The sequence below is a fragment of the Bacillus sp. AFS055030 genome, assembly GCF_002574545.1.
Taxonomy (GTDB): domain Bacteria; phylum Bacillota; class Bacilli; order Bacillales; family Bacillaceae_G; genus Gottfriedia.
Map to the genome: position 1 here is coordinate 24,938 of NZ_NUGT01000035.1, position 16,736 is coordinate 41,673.

At 30.9% G+C, this 16,736-nt stretch carries 19 protein-coding genes and 1 pseudogene; 15 read left to right on the plus strand and 5 right to left on the minus strand.

Annotated elements, in window-relative coordinates:
* Positions 1–6 precede the first annotated feature (6 nt).
* The 5 genes from CN925_RS14410 to CN925_RS14430 all read left to right on the plus strand — a co-directional run bounded on the left by CN925_RS14410 (position 7) and on the right by CN925_RS14430 (position 4,537).
* Positions 7–747, plus strand: coding sequence for a 3-oxoacyl-ACP reductase (locus CN925_RS14410; RefSeq protein ID WP_483295202.1), 741 nt, complete (start codon positions 7–9; stop codon positions 745–747).
* Between the two features lie 61 nt (positions 748–808).
* The gene (gene phaC, locus CN925_RS14415; protein ID WP_098847023.1) at positions 809–1,873 is read left to right on the plus strand and encodes a class III poly(R)-hydroxyalkanoic acid synthase subunit PhaC; all 1,065 of its coding nucleotides are present in this window, start codon (positions 809–811) and stop codon (positions 1,871–1,873) included.
* A gap of 144 nt (positions 1,874–2,017) precedes the next feature.
* Positions 2,018–3,238, plus strand: a complete 1,221-nt coding sequence (locus CN925_RS14420) for an NAD(P)/FAD-dependent oxidoreductase (RefSeq protein ID WP_098846921.1) — start codon at positions 2,018–2,020, stop codon at positions 3,236–3,238.
* 99 nt (positions 3,239–3,337) lie between these two features.
* Positions 3,338–4,006 (plus strand): DUF421 domain-containing protein, encoded by a 669-nt coding sequence (locus tag CN925_RS14425; protein ID WP_098846922.1) that lies wholly within the window; start codon positions 3,338–3,340, stop codon positions 4,004–4,006.
* Positions 4,007–4,030: 24 nt separating this feature from the next.
* Entirely contained in the window at positions 4,031–4,537 is a 507-nt protein-coding gene (locus CN925_RS14430) for a DUF3189 family protein (RefSeq protein WP_098846923.1), read from the plus strand.
* A 28-nt stretch (positions 4,538–4,565) separates the two neighbouring features.
* Here CN925_RS14430 and CN925_RS14435 read toward each other — a convergent pair whose 3' ends face one another.
* Positions 4,566–5,045, minus strand: coding sequence for a spore coat protein (locus CN925_RS14435; RefSeq protein WP_098846924.1), 480 nt, complete (start codon positions 5,043–5,045; stop codon positions 4,566–4,568).
* Positions 5,046–5,277: 232 nt separating this feature from the next.
* On the opposite strand from CN925_RS14435, the gene CN925_RS14440 reads away from it, so the two are divergent.
* Positions 5,278–5,679, plus strand: a complete 402-nt coding sequence (locus tag CN925_RS14440) for a DinB family protein (RefSeq protein WP_180232969.1) — start codon at positions 5,278–5,280, stop codon at positions 5,677–5,679.
* Positions 5,680–5,742: 63 nt separating this feature from the next.
* Here CN925_RS14440 and CN925_RS14445 read toward each other — a convergent pair whose 3' ends face one another.
* The gene (locus CN925_RS14445; protein WP_098846926.1) at positions 5,743–6,090 is read right to left on the minus strand and encodes a DUF3905 domain-containing protein; all 348 of its coding nucleotides are present in this window, start codon (positions 6,088–6,090) and stop codon (positions 5,743–5,745) included.
* 94 nt (positions 6,091–6,184) lie between these two features.
* Positions 6,185–7,927, minus strand: coding sequence for a B12-binding domain-containing radical SAM protein (locus CN925_RS14450; protein ID WP_098846927.1), 1,743 nt, complete (start codon positions 7,925–7,927; stop codon positions 6,185–6,187).
* Positions 7,928–8,456: 529 nt separating this feature from the next.
* Between CN925_RS14450 and mtnB the strand changes: the two genes are divergently transcribed.
* From mtnB to CN925_RS14470, 4 genes are all read left to right on the plus strand, one after another.
* Complete coding sequence (gene mtnB / locus CN925_RS14455) at positions 8,457–9,092, plus strand: methylthioribulose 1-phosphate dehydratase (protein ID WP_098846928.1); 636 nt, start codon at positions 8,457–8,459, stop codon at positions 9,090–9,092.
* Between the two features lie 323 nt (positions 9,093–9,415).
* The gene (locus CN925_RS14460; protein WP_056474119.1) at positions 9,416–9,607 is read left to right on the plus strand and encodes an aspartyl-phosphate phosphatase Spo0E family protein; all 192 of its coding nucleotides are present in this window, start codon (positions 9,416–9,418) and stop codon (positions 9,605–9,607) included.
* A gap of 74 nt (positions 9,608–9,681) precedes the next feature.
* Positions 9,682–10,128, plus strand: a complete 447-nt coding sequence (locus CN925_RS14465; protein ID WP_098846929.1) for a MarR family winged helix-turn-helix transcriptional regulator — start codon at positions 9,682–9,684, stop codon at positions 10,126–10,128.
* 228 nt (positions 10,129–10,356) lie between these two features.
* Positions 10,357–12,051: a M3 family oligoendopeptidase gene (locus CN925_RS14470; protein WP_098846930.1), complete on the plus strand. Its 1,695-nt coding sequence runs from the start codon at positions 10,357–10,359 to the stop codon at positions 12,049–12,051.
* A gap of 75 nt (positions 12,052–12,126) precedes the next feature.
* Here CN925_RS14470 and CN925_RS14475 read toward each other — a convergent pair.
* Positions 12,127–12,492: pseudogene (locus CN925_RS14475) on the minus strand (efflux RND transporter permease subunit); the annotation flags it as partial.
* 146 nt (positions 12,493–12,638) lie between these two features.
* On the opposite strand from CN925_RS14475, the gene CN925_RS21610 reads away from it, so the two are divergent.
* A complete protein-coding gene (locus tag CN925_RS21610; RefSeq protein ID WP_286138372.1) occupies positions 12,639–12,749 on the plus strand; it encodes a DUF6254 family protein in 111 nt (36 codons plus the stop codon).
* Positions 12,750–12,946: 197 nt separating this feature from the next.
* Here CN925_RS21610 and CN925_RS14480 read toward each other — a convergent pair whose 3' ends face one another.
* Positions 12,947–13,132, minus strand: coding sequence for a YkvS family protein (locus tag CN925_RS14480; protein ID WP_098846931.1), 186 nt, complete (start codon positions 13,130–13,132; stop codon positions 12,947–12,949).
* Between the two features lie 176 nt (positions 13,133–13,308).
* Between CN925_RS14480 and CN925_RS14485 the strand changes: the two genes are divergently transcribed.
* The 4 genes from CN925_RS14485 to nrdE all read left to right on the plus strand — a co-directional run bounded on the left by CN925_RS14485 (position 13,309) and on the right by nrdE (position 16,691).
* Positions 13,309–13,617 (plus strand): spore germination protein GerW family protein, encoded by a 309-nt coding sequence (locus CN925_RS14485; RefSeq protein ID WP_098846932.1) that lies wholly within the window; start codon positions 13,309–13,311, stop codon positions 13,615–13,617.
* 91 nt (positions 13,618–13,708) lie between these two features.
* A complete protein-coding gene (locus CN925_RS14490; protein ID WP_098846933.1) occupies positions 13,709–13,903 on the plus strand; it encodes a hypothetical protein in 195 nt (64 codons plus the stop codon).
* A gap of 357 nt (positions 13,904–14,260) precedes the next feature.
* Positions 14,261–14,629 (plus strand): class Ib ribonucleoside-diphosphate reductase assembly flavoprotein NrdI, encoded by a 369-nt coding sequence (gene nrdI, locus CN925_RS14495; protein WP_098846934.1) that lies wholly within the window; start codon positions 14,261–14,263, stop codon positions 14,627–14,629.
* Complete coding sequence (gene nrdE / locus CN925_RS14500; RefSeq protein WP_098846935.1) at positions 14,607–16,691, plus strand: class 1b ribonucleoside-diphosphate reductase subunit alpha; 2,085 nt, start codon at positions 14,607–14,609, stop codon at positions 16,689–16,691. Before nrdI ends, nrdE begins: the two co-directional genes overlap by 23 nt.
* Positions 16,692–16,736: the final 45 nt, after the last annotated feature.

Here is a 16,736-nt window from a genome sequence, read left to right on the forward strand (position 1 = left end):
ATGACAATGGATTTAGTAAATCGTGTAGCGATCGTAACAGGTGGAGCAAAAGGAATCGGAAAAGGTATAGCATTTGCTTTAGCAGAAAAAGGTGCAAAAGTTGTAATCAATTATAATAATAGTGAAGCACACGCAAAAGCAGTTGTAGATGAACTTTTTGAAAATGGTTATGAAGCATTAGCAGTGCAAGCTAACGTTGCTGAATTAGATCAAGCGAAAGCATTAATTGATCGTACAGTTGAGCATTTTGGCCGATTAGACATTATTGTTAATAATGCTGGTATTACTAGAGATCGTAGTTTCAAGAAACTAAGTGCAGAAGATTGGCATGAGGTTATTGATGTGAATTTAAGCAGTGTTTATAACACATGTAATTCTGCTCTACCTCACCTACTTGAATCTGATAACGCTCGTATCATTAATATTTCATCAGTTATTGGTCAATCAGGAGGATTCGGCCAAACAAACTATTCTGCTGCAAAGGCTGGCATGATTGGATTTACTAAATCATTAGCACTTGAATTAGCAAAATCAAACGTTACGGTAAACTCTGTATGTCCTGGATTTATTGAAACTGACATGGTAAACGAAATTCCAGAAAATGTAAAAGAGCAAATTAAATCTAGAATACCAAAAAGAAGATTTGGTACTGTAGAAGAGATTGCTAAAGCTGTTATTTACTTATGTGAAGGTGGAGAGTACATTACTGGTCAACAGATTAATGTAAATGGCGGACTTTACGTTTAAGTCTTACTTATAGATGACATTTTTAAGATCTAAAGGGGGGAAAAGTGTGTTTAATTCACAAATGTTAGAAAAAGCTACACAATCGCTTCCGAGCGGATTAAAAGAATCATACAAAAGATTGAAGAAAACTGCAGATATTCTTATAAAAGAGGGAGAACCTTTAGTAGGTCAATCTCCTAAAGAAGTGATTTGGACTAAAAATAAAAGTAAATTATATCACTATATTCCAACTACAAAAAAAGTAAAAAAGACGCCAATCCTTCTTATTTATGCGCTAATTAATAAACCGTATATTCTTGATTTAACAAAGGGGAACTCTTTTGTTGAGTACCTTGTAAATGAAGGATTTGATGTTTATCTATTAGATTGGGGAACATTTGGTCATGAAGATCGTCATTTAAAATTTGACGATATTATTCACGACTATATTGCAAAAGCGGTAAATAGGGTTCTTCGTTTTTCAGGTGCAAAAGAATTATCCATGTTAGGATATTGCATGGGTGGTACTTTAACTAGTATTTATGCAGCACTATATGAAAATGCACCAATTAAAAACTTAATTTTTGTAACTAGTCCATTCGATTTTTCTGATACAGGATTATATGGTGCGTTTTTAAATGAAAAATACTTTGCACTTGATAAAGCTGTTGATACATTGGGGAATATTCCTCCTGAAATGATCGATTTTGGTAACAAAATGTTAAAACCAGTTACTAATTTTGTTGGACCTTATGTAACATTATTGGATCGTTCTGATAATACAAAATTTATTAAATCGTGGCAGTTAATGCAAAAATGGGTTACAGATGGTATTCCATTCCCAGGTGAAGCATATCGCCAATGGATTAGAGAGTTTTACCAGCAAAATAAATTATTAAGCGGTGACCTAGAAATTAGAGGAAGAAAAGTAGATGTTTCAAACATTAAAGCTAATGTTTTAAATATTTCTGCTACGAAAGACCATATTGCGATGCCTTGCCAAGTTGAAGCATTAAATGAGCATATTTCAAGCGTAGATAAGCAGTATGTTTCGATTCCATCGGGCCATGTATCAATCATGTTTGGACCTGTTTCATTAAAAACGACATATCCAACGATTGGTAAATGGTTGGCTGAAAGATCATAATTTCAGTAAGTTTCTAGAAATCCTTTGCATTAATAATGATCTATATTACGTTTAAAAAAAAATCTCACTTTTAAAAAAGTGGGATTTTTTTTATTCAACTGACAAAAACTACCTTAAATATGATTTTTGAAAGGAGAGTAGACGTTGAAAAGTATAAGTGGAGTCTTGTATTGGCCAACGACATACACTGATTCACATAGTGATCTCGAAAATATAAAGTCACTCGATGAAGATCAAGCGTGTGATTATGTAATAATTGGAGGCGGTGAATCAGGAAGTTTATGTGCTTATTTCTTAAGTCAAACGGGAGCTAAGGTCATATTACTAGATAAGCGTAAAAAACTTGTACAAGGAAGTACTAGTGCAAATACGGGGCTCTTACAATATTCAAATGATAAAACTTTAAATTCGTTTATCAATTCTTATGGAAAAGAAAAAGCTGTCCGTCATTATCAATTATGTGTAGAGGCAATTAAAGGTCTTGAAGAAATGTCAAAAACGTTCGATATTAATCCTGATTTTATAAAAAGAAAAAGTTTATATTTTGCTAGTAATTTAGATGGTAAAAAAATGATTGATCTGGAATATAAAGCATTAATAGAAAATGGTTTTAATGTTGAACGATATACAAAATCACAAATTGAAGAAAAGTTTAATTTTTCAAAAGAAGCTGCACTGTTCACAGGGGATGACGCTGAAGTAAATCCATATAAATGCGCACACGGTTTACTTTTATATGCCAAAAAACGTGGAGTGAAGTTATTTTCGGATACAGAGGTAATTCGGATCATTGGTACAGATGAAGGGGTAAAACTATTTACTAAAAATAAACATACGATTCGAGCAAATAAAGTTATTTTTGCTGGAGGTTATGAATCATTAGAGGTAAAAAGTGAGAAAAATGCAGTATTAACATCAACATTTGCAATTGCAACCCAACCTCTAATTGAGAAAAACAATGCATGGTATGAAAATTGTTTAATTTGGGAAACTGCAAGACCTTATTTATATCTTCGTACTACAGTTGATGGGAGAATAATTGTCGGAGGGCTTGATGAACCTACAATAATACCAGAAAAACGTGAATCTATGTTATTTCATAAAAAAGAAGTGCTTATCAAAAATTTAATAGAATTGTTTCCTATTTATAAAGATGCTAAACCAGAATTTTATTGGACTGGTACATTTGGAGGAACACATTCCGGCTTACCAATGATTAGGCAATATGATGAATATCCTAATTGCTTTTTTTTAATGGCCTATGGTGGAAATGGAACTGTTTATAGTTATATATTAGCTAAAATATTAAAAGATCTAGTTACTGTCGGATCTCATCCAGACGCATCTATTTATATGGATTATTAAAGTTTAATTAGAATGAAGTTCAATTACCAATTTCATGTATAAAAAGAGTAAAGTAGTAAGAAAATTTAATAGGTAATTAAAATTTTAGGAGTGTTATACATGAGTTATCATGAAATGTTTACTGAGTTGGTTTGTGGATATATAGCTCTTTTTATTGTTGTTAAAATTAATGGGAAAACTCAAATTACACAAATAACACCATTTGATTTGATTTCGTCGCTAGTGTTAGGAAATATACTAGGAGATGGAATATATGATAAAGAAGCAAATCTACCAAGAATTCTTTTTAGTATTTTTGTTTGGGGAGCATTAATCTTAGTAACAGAAATCTTGACACAAAAGTCAATATGGGCAAGAAAGTTCTTAGAAGGTGATGCTTCAGTTGTCATAAAGCACGGTGCAATACAATGGAAAGAATTGAAAAGAAATCGTTTGGACACTGACCAATTGATGCAATTACTCAGATCAAAAGATACTTTTTCAGTTAGTGAAGTTGCGTATGCTATTTTAGAAAATGACGGTACGATTAGTGTTTTGAAGAAATCAAATTTTGATACGCCTACTAAACAGGATTTAAAAATTCAAATGGAAAAAGAATTTTTACCGGTTGTCGTAATTAGTGATGGGAAAATAACTCAAAGAGCTCTTAACACGTTGAAAAAAGATGAAAAGTGGGTTCATAAAAAACTTTCTGAGTCAAATTTATCACTTAAACAAGTATGCTTTGCAGAATGGGATTCAAAACAATTACATTTACATACGTATTAATATAAAAATTTGAGGATGAGATAAATGAAATATTATATTTATTACTGTTTTGGTGGTACGCATTCTTCACCTCTGGCTGCTGCATATCATTTGAAGCAATTACCACTTGATCGGCAACCGACAACGGAAGAAGTAAAAAATACGTACTTATTTAATAAACTAAAACCAAAAGATGGTGGAAAACTTTTTTATCATGGTGAAGACGAAAATGGGGACCAAGTATATACTGTAGCAAAAAGATATACTAAAAATGTCCCGACAGCGATCGAAGGTTTAGGAAAAATCTTATTAAATGAAGAGGATAAAATAATCTTATCAAGTACATCGCCAACTGTACCATTAGCTATGACTTTAGGTGGTTTTACATCAAGATTTCTACATCTTGATTTTATTGGGGTACCATTACTTGTTTTAGGGGCTAAGCAAACTTATCTAAATTTGATAAAATTAGTTGAAAATACGAAGAGATATCATCACATTGCAGCTGAAAAGGTGACAGACTTATCGAATAAAAACTTCAACAAAGATTAAAAAATGGACGTTTGACTACGTCCATTTTTTAATACGGCATCTTTAAGACATCCATAGCTTTTTTAGCATCGTTCTCGATTAACTTATTAATATTAAATACGGAATATTGTCCTTGTTTTGATAAATAGTTAAAAATTTTTGTATGTAAATTGTTCACTGATACTAGATGCTTAATAAATAAATTATTTAAATCAAGGGTAGCTGTTTCAGTAAGTGCATGCGCATACATTTTGGTTAATACTTTTGTTGCTGATAATAAATCTTCTGCACTCATTTCACTTGCTAGTTTATTGCTTTGTGCATCTCTTTCTCCAATCTTAATATTGCTCATAAATTTAAGTAAATCCCGTAAATTATTTTCAAACAATGTAATGGAAGTTTTATATAATTCTTTTAATCCTGCATCTGTAATATTTTTTAAATTTGTTTTAAGCTTAAATAAGTAGTGAGTAGTTGTAGCAACAATTTCATGTAATTCTAAGGTTTCATGCCAAGCCAAAGTTCTCATAAATTAAAATCCCTCCTATATGGTACAAGTCTATTCAATAGGAAAGGGTTATATGACGGTTAAAAAATAGGTGGAGGTAAGCAGGGGAAGGAGGAATAGGGACAAGTTTGATTATTTAAGGATTGATTGAAGACACACTAGTTAAAGTTCTATCATTCTTTGTCCCGCTTTAATTATGTATATTGAGAATGTGTTTAATCAGTTGAGTTTATGTGTAAAGAGTGTTTTAGAAATGATTGATTCAATCAAAGAGGAGGATCTAAATTTTCGACCGGTTGAACATAAGAAATCGATCGGAGAATTAGTCCAGCATTTATGTGAACTGATTGGTGCTGATATGGAAATTATGAGCGGTGTAAGTCAAGAAAAGATGGTTAATTATTATAGGGTGGTTAAATGTAACTCACTAGTAGAAATGAGATATCTATTACAAAAAAATTTTGATGAGTTAAAGAAATACTATTTTAATATGAAGGAAAATGATTTAGTTGAGAAAACGACTTCCTATTGGGGACTTCAATATTCAAAATTCGAATGGTTATTAGAGATTTTAGTCCACTTCACACACCACAGAGCGCAGTTACATATGCTACTAGTCCAAAAAAAGGGCGATATCAATATCGCACTTTTTTAAAGAAAAATAAGGGGAGTCAAGAAATGATAAACCATTTTCGATCCCCTAAATCTTTGTGCTTGATCAGTCTCTCGTTTCGTGCTGTGGATGCATAAATTGTTTTGCTGGTTGTTCTCGCTTTTTTGATTCTAATAGGTCAGCGTTTTCAGGACTTGCCCAACCAATATCATTTGTTGGATGAACCCATTCGTCTCCTGCCATAACTGATGGATCAACATCTTCAGACCAATTATTTAATGGAGAGTTAGGAGAGCTATACTTACTGTCTCCAATGACTACACCTTTTGAATTTACAAAAGGTTCTTCCATTTTAATGTCTGTCCCTTTAAAAGATGGAAAGTTTGAAATATGGGGTAAAGTATCATCCAATACTGGTGAATCGATTTTGGTTTTCTTATTTTTTCTCTTCATTATATATCACCTCTGCTTACAAATTATTATTTACTATTTAGTGATTTCAATTCAAAAAGGACAATATCCAAAATTGAATATTGTCCTCTTTTACTCATACTTCAATTGTAAAAAATGAAGGCGATAATGTTTTAGGTGAGAAATAAACTAGCATTGCATAATTACCAGTTCTATATTCTCCAGTTTGTAAGAAATGTTCGATATCAAATGAAAGTGATTCAATCATTGTATGTTTAAAGATTTCTTTTTCGTTTAAATGAAGTGAAATAAATTCTGAACCTAAAAATTCAGGGTTATCAATAATTCGTTTATAAATTTCCTTCGTAAAATCATGGTTTGTTATTTCAGACCACCAAGGTTTACGTGGTTTATATTTATGATTTAAGTAATAATCAAATTTCATAATATCTTTAACGATGGTCTCGTTTTTAATTTGATAATGCGTTAAAAACTCATTTAGACGCTTAAATAAATCTTCAAGCTGATGACCGATTCTTGACCAACCACGTTCTTCCCAATATGCACCAAATAATTGGAAGAAATCAAAAGGACTTTCAAACTCATTTTCAACTAAATATTCAATCGTATTATTTGTTCGATGGTCATTCCAATATTTTTCAAGTACATCTTCAACTTGTTTAATTTTTACAATGTCGTCAAAGGATAGTACATTATTACTTAATATTTCATACGGAGCATAATCCATATACACATAATCATGTTCATTTGCTCTTAATCGTACACCAGTTCCTCTTAGCATTTTTAAGAAACCTAATTGTAGTTCTTCGGGTCTTAACGCAAAAACGTCATTGAATGTTTGACGGAATGAATCGTAATCCTCTTCTGGTAAACCAGCAATTAAATCTAAATGTTGATCTATTTTTTCTCCATCTCGTACAAGTGTGACAGTTCTGCATAGCTTTTCAAAGTTTTGTCTTCGCATAACTAACTCGTTTGTCGCATCATTTGTCGATTGAACGCCTATTTCAAATCGGAATAAGCCTTTAGGTGCATTTTGATTTAAAAATTCGATGACTTCAGGTCTCATAATATCACCAGTAATTTCAAACTGGAATACAGTTCCTTCCACATGTTCGTCAATTAAAAATTGGAACATATCCATTGCATAACTACGACTTATGTTAAAAGTTCTGTCTACGAATTTAAAAACTTTTGCTCCGTTTGCCATAAGATAACGAATATCATCTTTGATCACCTCTCGATTAAAGTATCGTACCCCAACTTCAATAGAAGATAAGCAAAACTGGCAATTAAATGGGCAACCTCGGCTTGTTTCGATATATTGAATTCTTTTACTTAGAAATGGCAAATCTTCTTTAAATCGATAAGGGGAAGGAATTGTTGTCAGATCAATTTTTTCGGTTTGTGGTTTAATGATATTTTTTCCTTCATCTCGATAACCAATGCCATTTATAGAAGTGAAATCATCCCCATTTTCAATCGCTTTAATTAATTTCTTAACAGTGATTTCTCCTTCACCAATCGTAACGATGTCAATTTCCTTTACACGATCTAACCAATAATTGACATCATAGCTTACTTCTGGACCGCCAACAAAAATAATAACTGAAGGATCAATCTTCTTATACATACGTATTACTTCAATCGTTTGTTCGATATTCCAAATATAGCAGCTAAAGCCAAGAATTTTTGGCTTACGTTTATATAAGTCTGTGATGATATTAAGACTTGGGTCTTTAATTGTATATTCAGCAAGCTCTATATCATATTCAGGCTGAGCATAGGCTTTAATGTATCGAATCCCCAAATTAGTATGGATATATTTTGCATTTAATGTAGCTAAAACAATGTTCATTTATATACCTCGTTCTAAATTATTATCGATTTATTTTATCATAAATTAATGAGATTACTAAATTTTGAAAAGCGAAATAGAAAATGAATGAAAATTATAAGATCAAAATAATTTTAGCGGGAAGTATTTTCAAGAAGTTTTGCACTAAAAACCCGTAAAAATACGAAGAATCTTGCCGAATTAATAGTAGATTTTCTTCACGTTTTTAATAAAAAAGACATATGATTTACTAAACACAAAAAAGTTTCCTTAGGGAAAGAAAGGGTCAAGAAAATGAGTAGGAAAGTTTTATTTTTCACGTATTTGTTTAATAAAATAGGAGTATTGTCAAATCAAGATGTAAAAAAAGTATTAAATCATTAATTACTATCAAAAATGGATAAAAGCTGTAGAAAATTGATGATTCTTCATTTACTTAGAACTATTGACAATGAAGACCGACACATGACATAATTTTATTAAATAGTATGAATAGTTTGAATTTTTAACGGTGTCCAAATAGATAGTTTAAATAAGTGGAGGTGTAAATATGAGTTTATTTTTAGAACAATGGAAGAAGCTTGCAAATATTAAATGTGATTTGGCGAAAAGAGATTGGTTTTATGGTACGAGTGGAAACTTGTCTATGAAAATTTCAGACGATCCATTATTATTTCTTGTAACAGCGGATGAGAAGGATAAGAGGGCACGCTGTGATGAAGAATTTATTGTTGTGAATAACCTTGGTGAACCAGTATTTGATACGGTATTAAAGCCATCACTTGAAACATTGATTCATGCAAATATTTACGAAAAAACAGCTGCTACTTGTGTGCTTCATGTACATACTGTAGATAATAATGTTATTTCTGAGTTATTTAGCAATGAAGGGCAAGTAGAACTTGAAAATAATGAGATGATTCATATCTTAACAAGTTCGTATTTTGAAAATAAAATAACAGTTCCAATCATTGAGAATGCTCAAGACATGGAAACGTTTAAACGCGCATACACTCCATTTTTAACAAAGGACTTTGGGGCTGTTCTTGTTAGAAATCATGGAATTACTGTTTGGGGAAGAACCCCTCTAGAAACGAAGAAATGGCTAGAAGGAATTGAATTTCTAATAAGTTATAAAGTAAAACTAATGATGATTAAAGGTCATAAAATAAAAGCAGGCAACTAAATAGTATTAAAAAAAGCTGAAATAGTAGTGGTAAATAAATTCCATTACATTTCAGCTTTTTTATTTTATAATAAAATTATACTATTTTTGAAAAGGAATCATTTTAAGCAGGATTTAATAAAAAGTCGTCTAATTTATTTAAGTAAGAACGATCGATAAAAGAGCTATTACATAAAAAAAAATAAACCTACTAGGTAAATTTGCTTAGTAGGTTTCATATTGTATCTATTTTAAATAATTTAGTTAAAATGAATAATAGAAACGAATTCGATTAAGTATGAAAAGGTTTGTTAAAAAACATCCTGTAGAAGGGAATCAGTCTAATGAATGAATATCAACTCAGCCGTTTATTATTATCTATTTCATTAAAAAGGGAAGAAATGGTATTTTTTGCGGAAACTAAAGGGTTAAACGAACATTTGACCTTAAAAGCCAGTCAAGAATTGGACGAGTTAATTATTTCATACCAAAAAAAATTACTAACTGAATTAAATAAGTCATTTTCATTGAAATAATCTTAAGATTGATTAATAAGTGTAAAATAGTAATATAGAATGAACGATGTAAAAGAAATTGAAGGGGTATTATTATGGAAGAGACAAATAGAAAAGATATAGAGCTTTCTTTAAAGCTATTTATTGTATTATCGCGAGCTCATAGAAAGATCAGTGATTCAGCAAACAAATCAATTGCTAGTTTTAATTTAAATCCAACTGAATTTGCAGTACTAGAGCTCTTGTATCATAAAGGAAATCAACCACTTCAACATATTGGAGAAAAAATATTAATCGCAAGTGGAAGTATTACTTATGTTGTAGATAAACTTGAGAAAAAGGGACTAGTTTATCGAAATCCTTGTAGTGCAGATCGTCGAGTAATTTATGCAGAAATAACGGACAGTGGAAAAAAATTGATGGATGAAATTTTTCCTATTCACGAAGAATTTTTACATGAACAAATAAGTGATCTATCGAATGAAGAAAAAAACTTCCTAATTCACTTATTGAAGAAAATTGGATACCATGGTTCTAACTAAAAAAGCTTGCATTTGATGGAGCTTTTTTTTATTTTTTTACAACCATCTTATAAATTATTTTGGATTAAACTACTAATTTTTTCTTGAAAAAACTAGTATCTCTGCATTTCTATTGTATGATCCTAAGTTGTTAATTTTTAAATTTTCAGAAATTTATTTAGATTTAGGTTTTTTTACAAGAAGATTTTTTATATAATAGCAATATCACAAAAAAATGGAGGGATTAACATGGGTTTTCAAGATTACAAGTATTGTAGACCGAATATTCAGAAGTTTGGGGAACAATTTAAACGTTCACTACAAAATTTTTATGATGCTTCAACGGTCTATGAACAAGAATTAGCAATGAATGAAATCAATGATTTAAGAAATGAATTTTCAACAATGGAAAATTTATGTGCAGTTCGCCATTCAGTTGATACAAACGATAAGTTTTATGAAGATGAGCAAGCTTTTTTTGATGAGAACACTCCAATTGTTCAATCTTATGGGCAACAATATTATAAAGCATTAATCGGTTCACCATTTAGAGAGCAACTTGAAGAGAAATATGGCCATCAATTATTTGCTTTAGCTGAATGTGAAGTGAAAATTTTAAATGAGGAAGTAATACCAGATTTACAGGAAGAAAATAAACTAACGACTGAATATGCTAAGTTAGTAGCTGCTGCTAAACTACCATTCTATGGTGAAGTGAAAACGTTAGCACAAATTTCAGCACATTTCGAGGATAAAGATCGAGAGGTTAGAAAGACAGCATATGATACATATTTTGGATACTTCTCGGAGAATCAGGATAAATTTGATGAGATTTACGATAAATTAGTAAAAATTAGAACTCGTATTGCAAATAAACTTGGATTCTCAAACTTTATTGAACTAGGATATGCTCGTATGATGAGGACAGATTATGATGCAAATGATGTGAAGAAGTTTAGAGAGCAAGTTCTTGAAACAATTGTTCCAATCGCCACAGAATTAAGAGAACGACAAGCTAATCGTATCGGTGTGGAACAACTTTATTATTATGACGATAAATTTGAATTTGTAACTGGTAATGCTACACCTAAAGGTAATCCTGAGTGGATTATTGAGAATGGTAAAAAAATGTATGATGAATTATCGAAAGAAACAAGTGAATTTTTCAATTTTATGTTAAAGGAAAATTTACTAGACTTAGTTGCTAAGGAAGGAAAACAAGGTGGGGGATATTGTACTTATATTCCAAACTATAAGGCTCCTTTTATTTTCTCGAATTTCAATGGTACATCAGGTGACATTGACGTACTTACACATGAAGCTGGTCATGCATTCCAAGTTTATGAAAGTCGCAAATTTGAAACACCAGAGTATAACTGGCCAACTTTTGAGGCGTGTGAGATTCATTCAATGAGTATGGAATTTTTCACATGGCCTTGGCAAGAAGAATTCTTTAAGGAAGATACTCAAAAATATTATTTTACACACTTAAGTAGTGCAATTACATTTATTAGTTATGGTGTAGCAGTAGATGAATTCCAACATGAAATCTACGCAAATCCCGATTTAACACCTGAAGAACGCCACGGGCTGTGGAAGAGAATCGAAGAAAAATATTTACCGCACCGAGCAAATGATGGAAATAGTTATTTAGAAAAGGGTGGTTTATGGCAAAGACAAGGTCATATTTACCAATCACCATTCTATTATATTGACTATACATTAGCTCAAATTTGTGCATTACAATTTTGGAATAAAATGCATGAAGACCGAGACTCAGCGTGGTCCGATTATGTTGGACTTTGCAGGTTAGGAGGAAGTAAATCATTTTTAGGTTTAGTTAAAGAGGCTAAACTCGAATCTCCATTTAATGATGGCTGTATTGAGAAAACACTAGAACCTGTTAGAAAATGGCTTGCAGGCGTTAATGATCAAGATTTATAAGAAAAAACTCCGACTTTTTAAAAGTCGGAGTTTTTTATATGGGTTAGAAAAGATGAAGAAACCTTTCTCTTAAATTTAATTATTAACGACTTTAGCAGTTTCCTCAGATTTAGAATGCTTTTTTGTTCTCTTAGAAAAGAACAGTTCATATACAACTGGAATAAATACTAGTGTTAATAAAGTCGATGAAGTTAAACCACCGATGACTGTAATAGCTAATCCTTTCGAAATAAGTGTACCACTAGACGTTGTTAATGCTAATGGTAGTAAAGCAGCGATTGTAGCAAATGCGGTCATTAATATAGGTCTTAGACGTGTTTTACCTCCCTCGATGATCGCTTGACGAAGAGGTAATCTTTTTTGTTCTATATTTTGACTAATGCGATCGACTAGTACGATTGCATTGGTTGTCACAATCCCAATTAACATTAGCGAACTAATATGAATTTTCAATCTTTTGAAGAAAAAAGATTGAAAATTCATTCTTATTACTTGTTCAATCCTTTTAAAAATAATTAACATAGATTTTCATTTTTTGTGAAATGATAAGATGGCAAGAAATTGATTAATTTTAAGGAGGTATAATAATGACAAAATCAAAAAGAGAAAAGGAACGATTTTGGAATGAAAGAAAGTCGAACCAACAGCCACATGGTAAAGTAAAATCGTTTAAAGAATTGGACAAAGAAACAAAATAGTCATCTCCTTTACTAAAGAATGATTGAAGTAGAATATCACTTATCACATTTTCATTGTAATCATAAAAAAAAGTCCCGTGATCTACACGGGACCTAAGACTGATTTGGTAAAGAATTCTTATATTTTTTATAGAATTGAAATCTATGTAGTTCGAACCTTTTTAAAATACGAATATAAGTAGAATCTATTATTTAAACTATTCTACAGTTGTTACTATTTTATAATTTTTATGATTTACGACTGTTAGCGGTTCCATTTCTAAATCTCTGAAATTTTCCATTATGGATATGTCAACAATGACAGAATTTTTATTAACCTTTTGTACTCTACCTTTCAACCCCTGTTTAAACTCAATGATATTTCCTGCTTCTGCAATTTTCATGAGCGTATCTCCTAACAAAGTTTTGACTTGACACCTTCTATAATGCATGAAAACGGTTTAAAGGTAAAGAGAAAATTCAAATTTTTTTACAATTTTGTCTTTTTTTATAAAAAATTATGTTTAAAAACCTTTTGTAAGGCAAAAATGGTTGTAGCACTTTTTTGGAGGTTAGTTTGTTGAAAGACTGGTTTGAAGAGTTTGAAGTAGAAATTTCAAATGAGATTGAAAATTTGGTTAGTCGTAATACGCTCATTGGTGATCCGATTTTATTTTTTGAAAACATTATTTTAGTACCATTTTTTGAAATGATTTTGGCGCTAGGGGAAGCTCATTCATCATATGAGTTTGCGAGTATTGGAACAGGAGTAGAAGTCATTCCTAAAGCATTCTTAGTTTTAAAAGATGGAAAGAGTGAAGTAATTTTAGTAAATAATAAAAATATGAATTTAGCTGTTACGGAAAAAATTCTAGATGTTACTATTTAGTTTCCATTAAGTTCATTCTTTGTTAATGTTAAGGTTAAAGTTTATTTCTTGTAGCGATCAAAGATAAATCAAAATAATGAAGGGTGATTAGATGGAACAAAATGAATTTATCAATTTGATTGATCAGCTAGTTAAAGGCGTGATTTCTGAAATTTACATTACAAAAGATGATTTTTTAACATTTAGACAAATAATCGTTAATCGAGAGGACTTTAAGCACTTTCGTGGGATTGCTCAGCATGGAGGCCATGTAATATATACTTACTTGGAAGAAGCTAGAAGTTAACTGTTTTGTTAATTTTAAAAGTCAAAATAATATTAATTTAATCGAGTACTCATTAATAGTTTGCGAAAAAAAAAGTTTTTTTTAGCTTTTTTTCTTATTTCGCAAGGTGTTAATGAGTATTTTTTTTGTGAAAATGTTATGACCTCATTTGACAAAAAAATCGTTTTACACTTTATTGCACTCTTCTCCATAATTTGTTAAATTTCATATATTGTTTAAATTAGAGACATATTGTCGAAATGTTTATTTTTTAAATCCAGTATCTATATATTGTGTTTGTTCTAAAAAGGTAATACAATATGTAGGTATATAATATAAGTATTTTCAATATTCTTACATATTAACGAGGGTGATAATATGGTGATAGTTTACAGTTCAATGACTGGCAATGTTAAGCGATTTGTCAATAAAGTTAGAATGCCGTCAATCCAAATAAAAGATGGACTAAAAATTGAAGAACCGTATATTCTCGTAACCTATACTACAGGATTTGGTAACGTACCTGAAAACGTAAGTACTTTTTTGAAGAGTAATTCGAAGTATTTAAAAGCAGTTAGTGCAAGTGGTAATAAAAACTGGGGAGATTCTTTTGCAGCAAGTGCAGATAAAATAGCATCAGACTATCAAGTTCCAGTGTTATCAAAGTTTGAACTGTCAGGGACAAGTCGAGATGTACAATATTTTATTGAGGGAGTGGAAAAGCTTGAGACATATAGAGCTAAATAATGAATTGACGATTAAAAAAGATGGTTTTTTTGATCTCGCAAAAGATAAAGAAGCGCTTCTTTGTTTCTTAAAAGAAGTAGAAGATAAAAAGATTCAATTCTCTTCTTTAAAAGAACGCTTAAACTATATGATTCAAGAAAACTACTATTATAATGTTGAGTTGGATTACTCCTTTGATGAAATAGAAAAATTATATGAGTTAGTATACAATGCCGAATTCACTTTTCAATCCTACATGGCCGCATCAAAATTCTTTAAAGATTACGCATTAAAAACAAATGATGGAAAGTATTATTTAGAAGGATATGAAGATCGCATTGCGATTGTTGCACTATATTTAGGAAGAGGCAATATTGAAAAAGCATTGAAATTAGCAAAAATGATGATTCAACAAAACTATCAGCCAGCTACACCAACTTTCTTAAATGCTGGACGAAGTAGAAGAGGCGAATTGGTGTCATGTTTCTTATTAGAAATGGACGATAGTTTAAATTCAATAGGATTTCAAATTAATACGGCAATGCAACTGTCAAAAATCGGCGGTGGTGTTGCACTAAATCTATCTAAACTTAGAGCCAGAGGAGAGCAAATTAAGGAAATTGATAACGCTGCAAGTGGTGTTGTTCCTGTTATGAAGCTATTAGAAGATTCATTTTCATACGCTAACCAGCTAGGACAACGTAAAGGTGCTGGTGCAACCTATTTAAATATTTTCCACTGGGACGTAGTTGAATTTCTTGATACAAAAAAAATCAATGCCGATGAGAAAAGCAGAATTCAATCACTATCAATCGGTTTAATTGTTCCAAATAAATTCTTTGAACTAGCAGAAAAAAATGAACCATTCTATGTATTCGCACCATATACAGTGTATAAAGAATATGGGATTCATTTAGATGATATTGATATAGATGAAAAATATGAAGAGTTAGTAAATAATGAACGAGTTAAAAAGAAAAAACTAGATTTAAGTGCACGTGATCTTTTAGTAAAAATTGCTGCGATTCAATTAGAATCGGGTTATCCATATTTAATGTATAAAAGTAATGCCAATCAACAGCATGCATTAAAGGATATTGGCGAAATTAAAATGTCTAATTTGTGCACAGAAATTTTTCAACTTCAAGAAACATCAGTCATCAATAATTATGGTGAAGAAGATCAGATTAAACGTGATGTGAATTGTAATTTAGGATCATTAAACATTGTAAATGTAATGGAAAATAAAGCGATCAGAGAATCTGTACATGTTGGAATTGAAGCATTAACAGCTGTAGCAGATATGACGGAAATAGAGAATGCACCTACTGTTAAAAAGGCAAATGAAGAACTTCATTCGGTTGGTCTTGGTGCAATGAATTTGCATGGATTTTTAGCGAAAAATAAAATCTCATATGAAAGTGCTGAGGCTAAAGATTTTGCGAATACATTCTTTATGATGGTAAACTTTTATTCGATCGAAAAAAGTATGCTAATCGCTAAAGAAACTGGTAAAACGTTTAAGGATTTTGAAAAGAGTGAATATGCTAAAGGCACTTATTTTGAAAAGTATACTTCAAAATCTTATGAACCTAAAACAGATAAGGTAAAAGAATTATTTAATGGAATTTATATCCCAAATGAATTTGACTGGGTTACATTAAGTAAGCAAGTACAAGCGTATGGATTATATAACAGCTATCGTTTAGCAATCGCTCCTACTCAATCGATTAGTTATATTCAAAATGCTACTTCATCAGTTATGCCGATTGTAAATGTTATTGAATCTAGAACTTACGCAAATTCAACAACTTATTATCCGATGCCATATTTATCAAAAAATAGTTTCTGGTATTATAAATCAGCTTATGATATTAACCAATTTAAGTTAATTGATTTAATTGCTGAAATTCAGCAGCATGTCGATCAAGGTATCAGTACAATCTTATATGTAAATAGTGATGTCTCAACGCGTGAGCTTGCTAGATACTATATTTATGCTAATAAAAAAGGATTAAAGAGTTTATATTACACACGTACTCGTAAGTTGAGTGTAGAAGAATGTATTAGTTGTTCAGTATAAAATAGGCCAAAATGAATCTAAATTAAACGACTTAATGATCTAAAA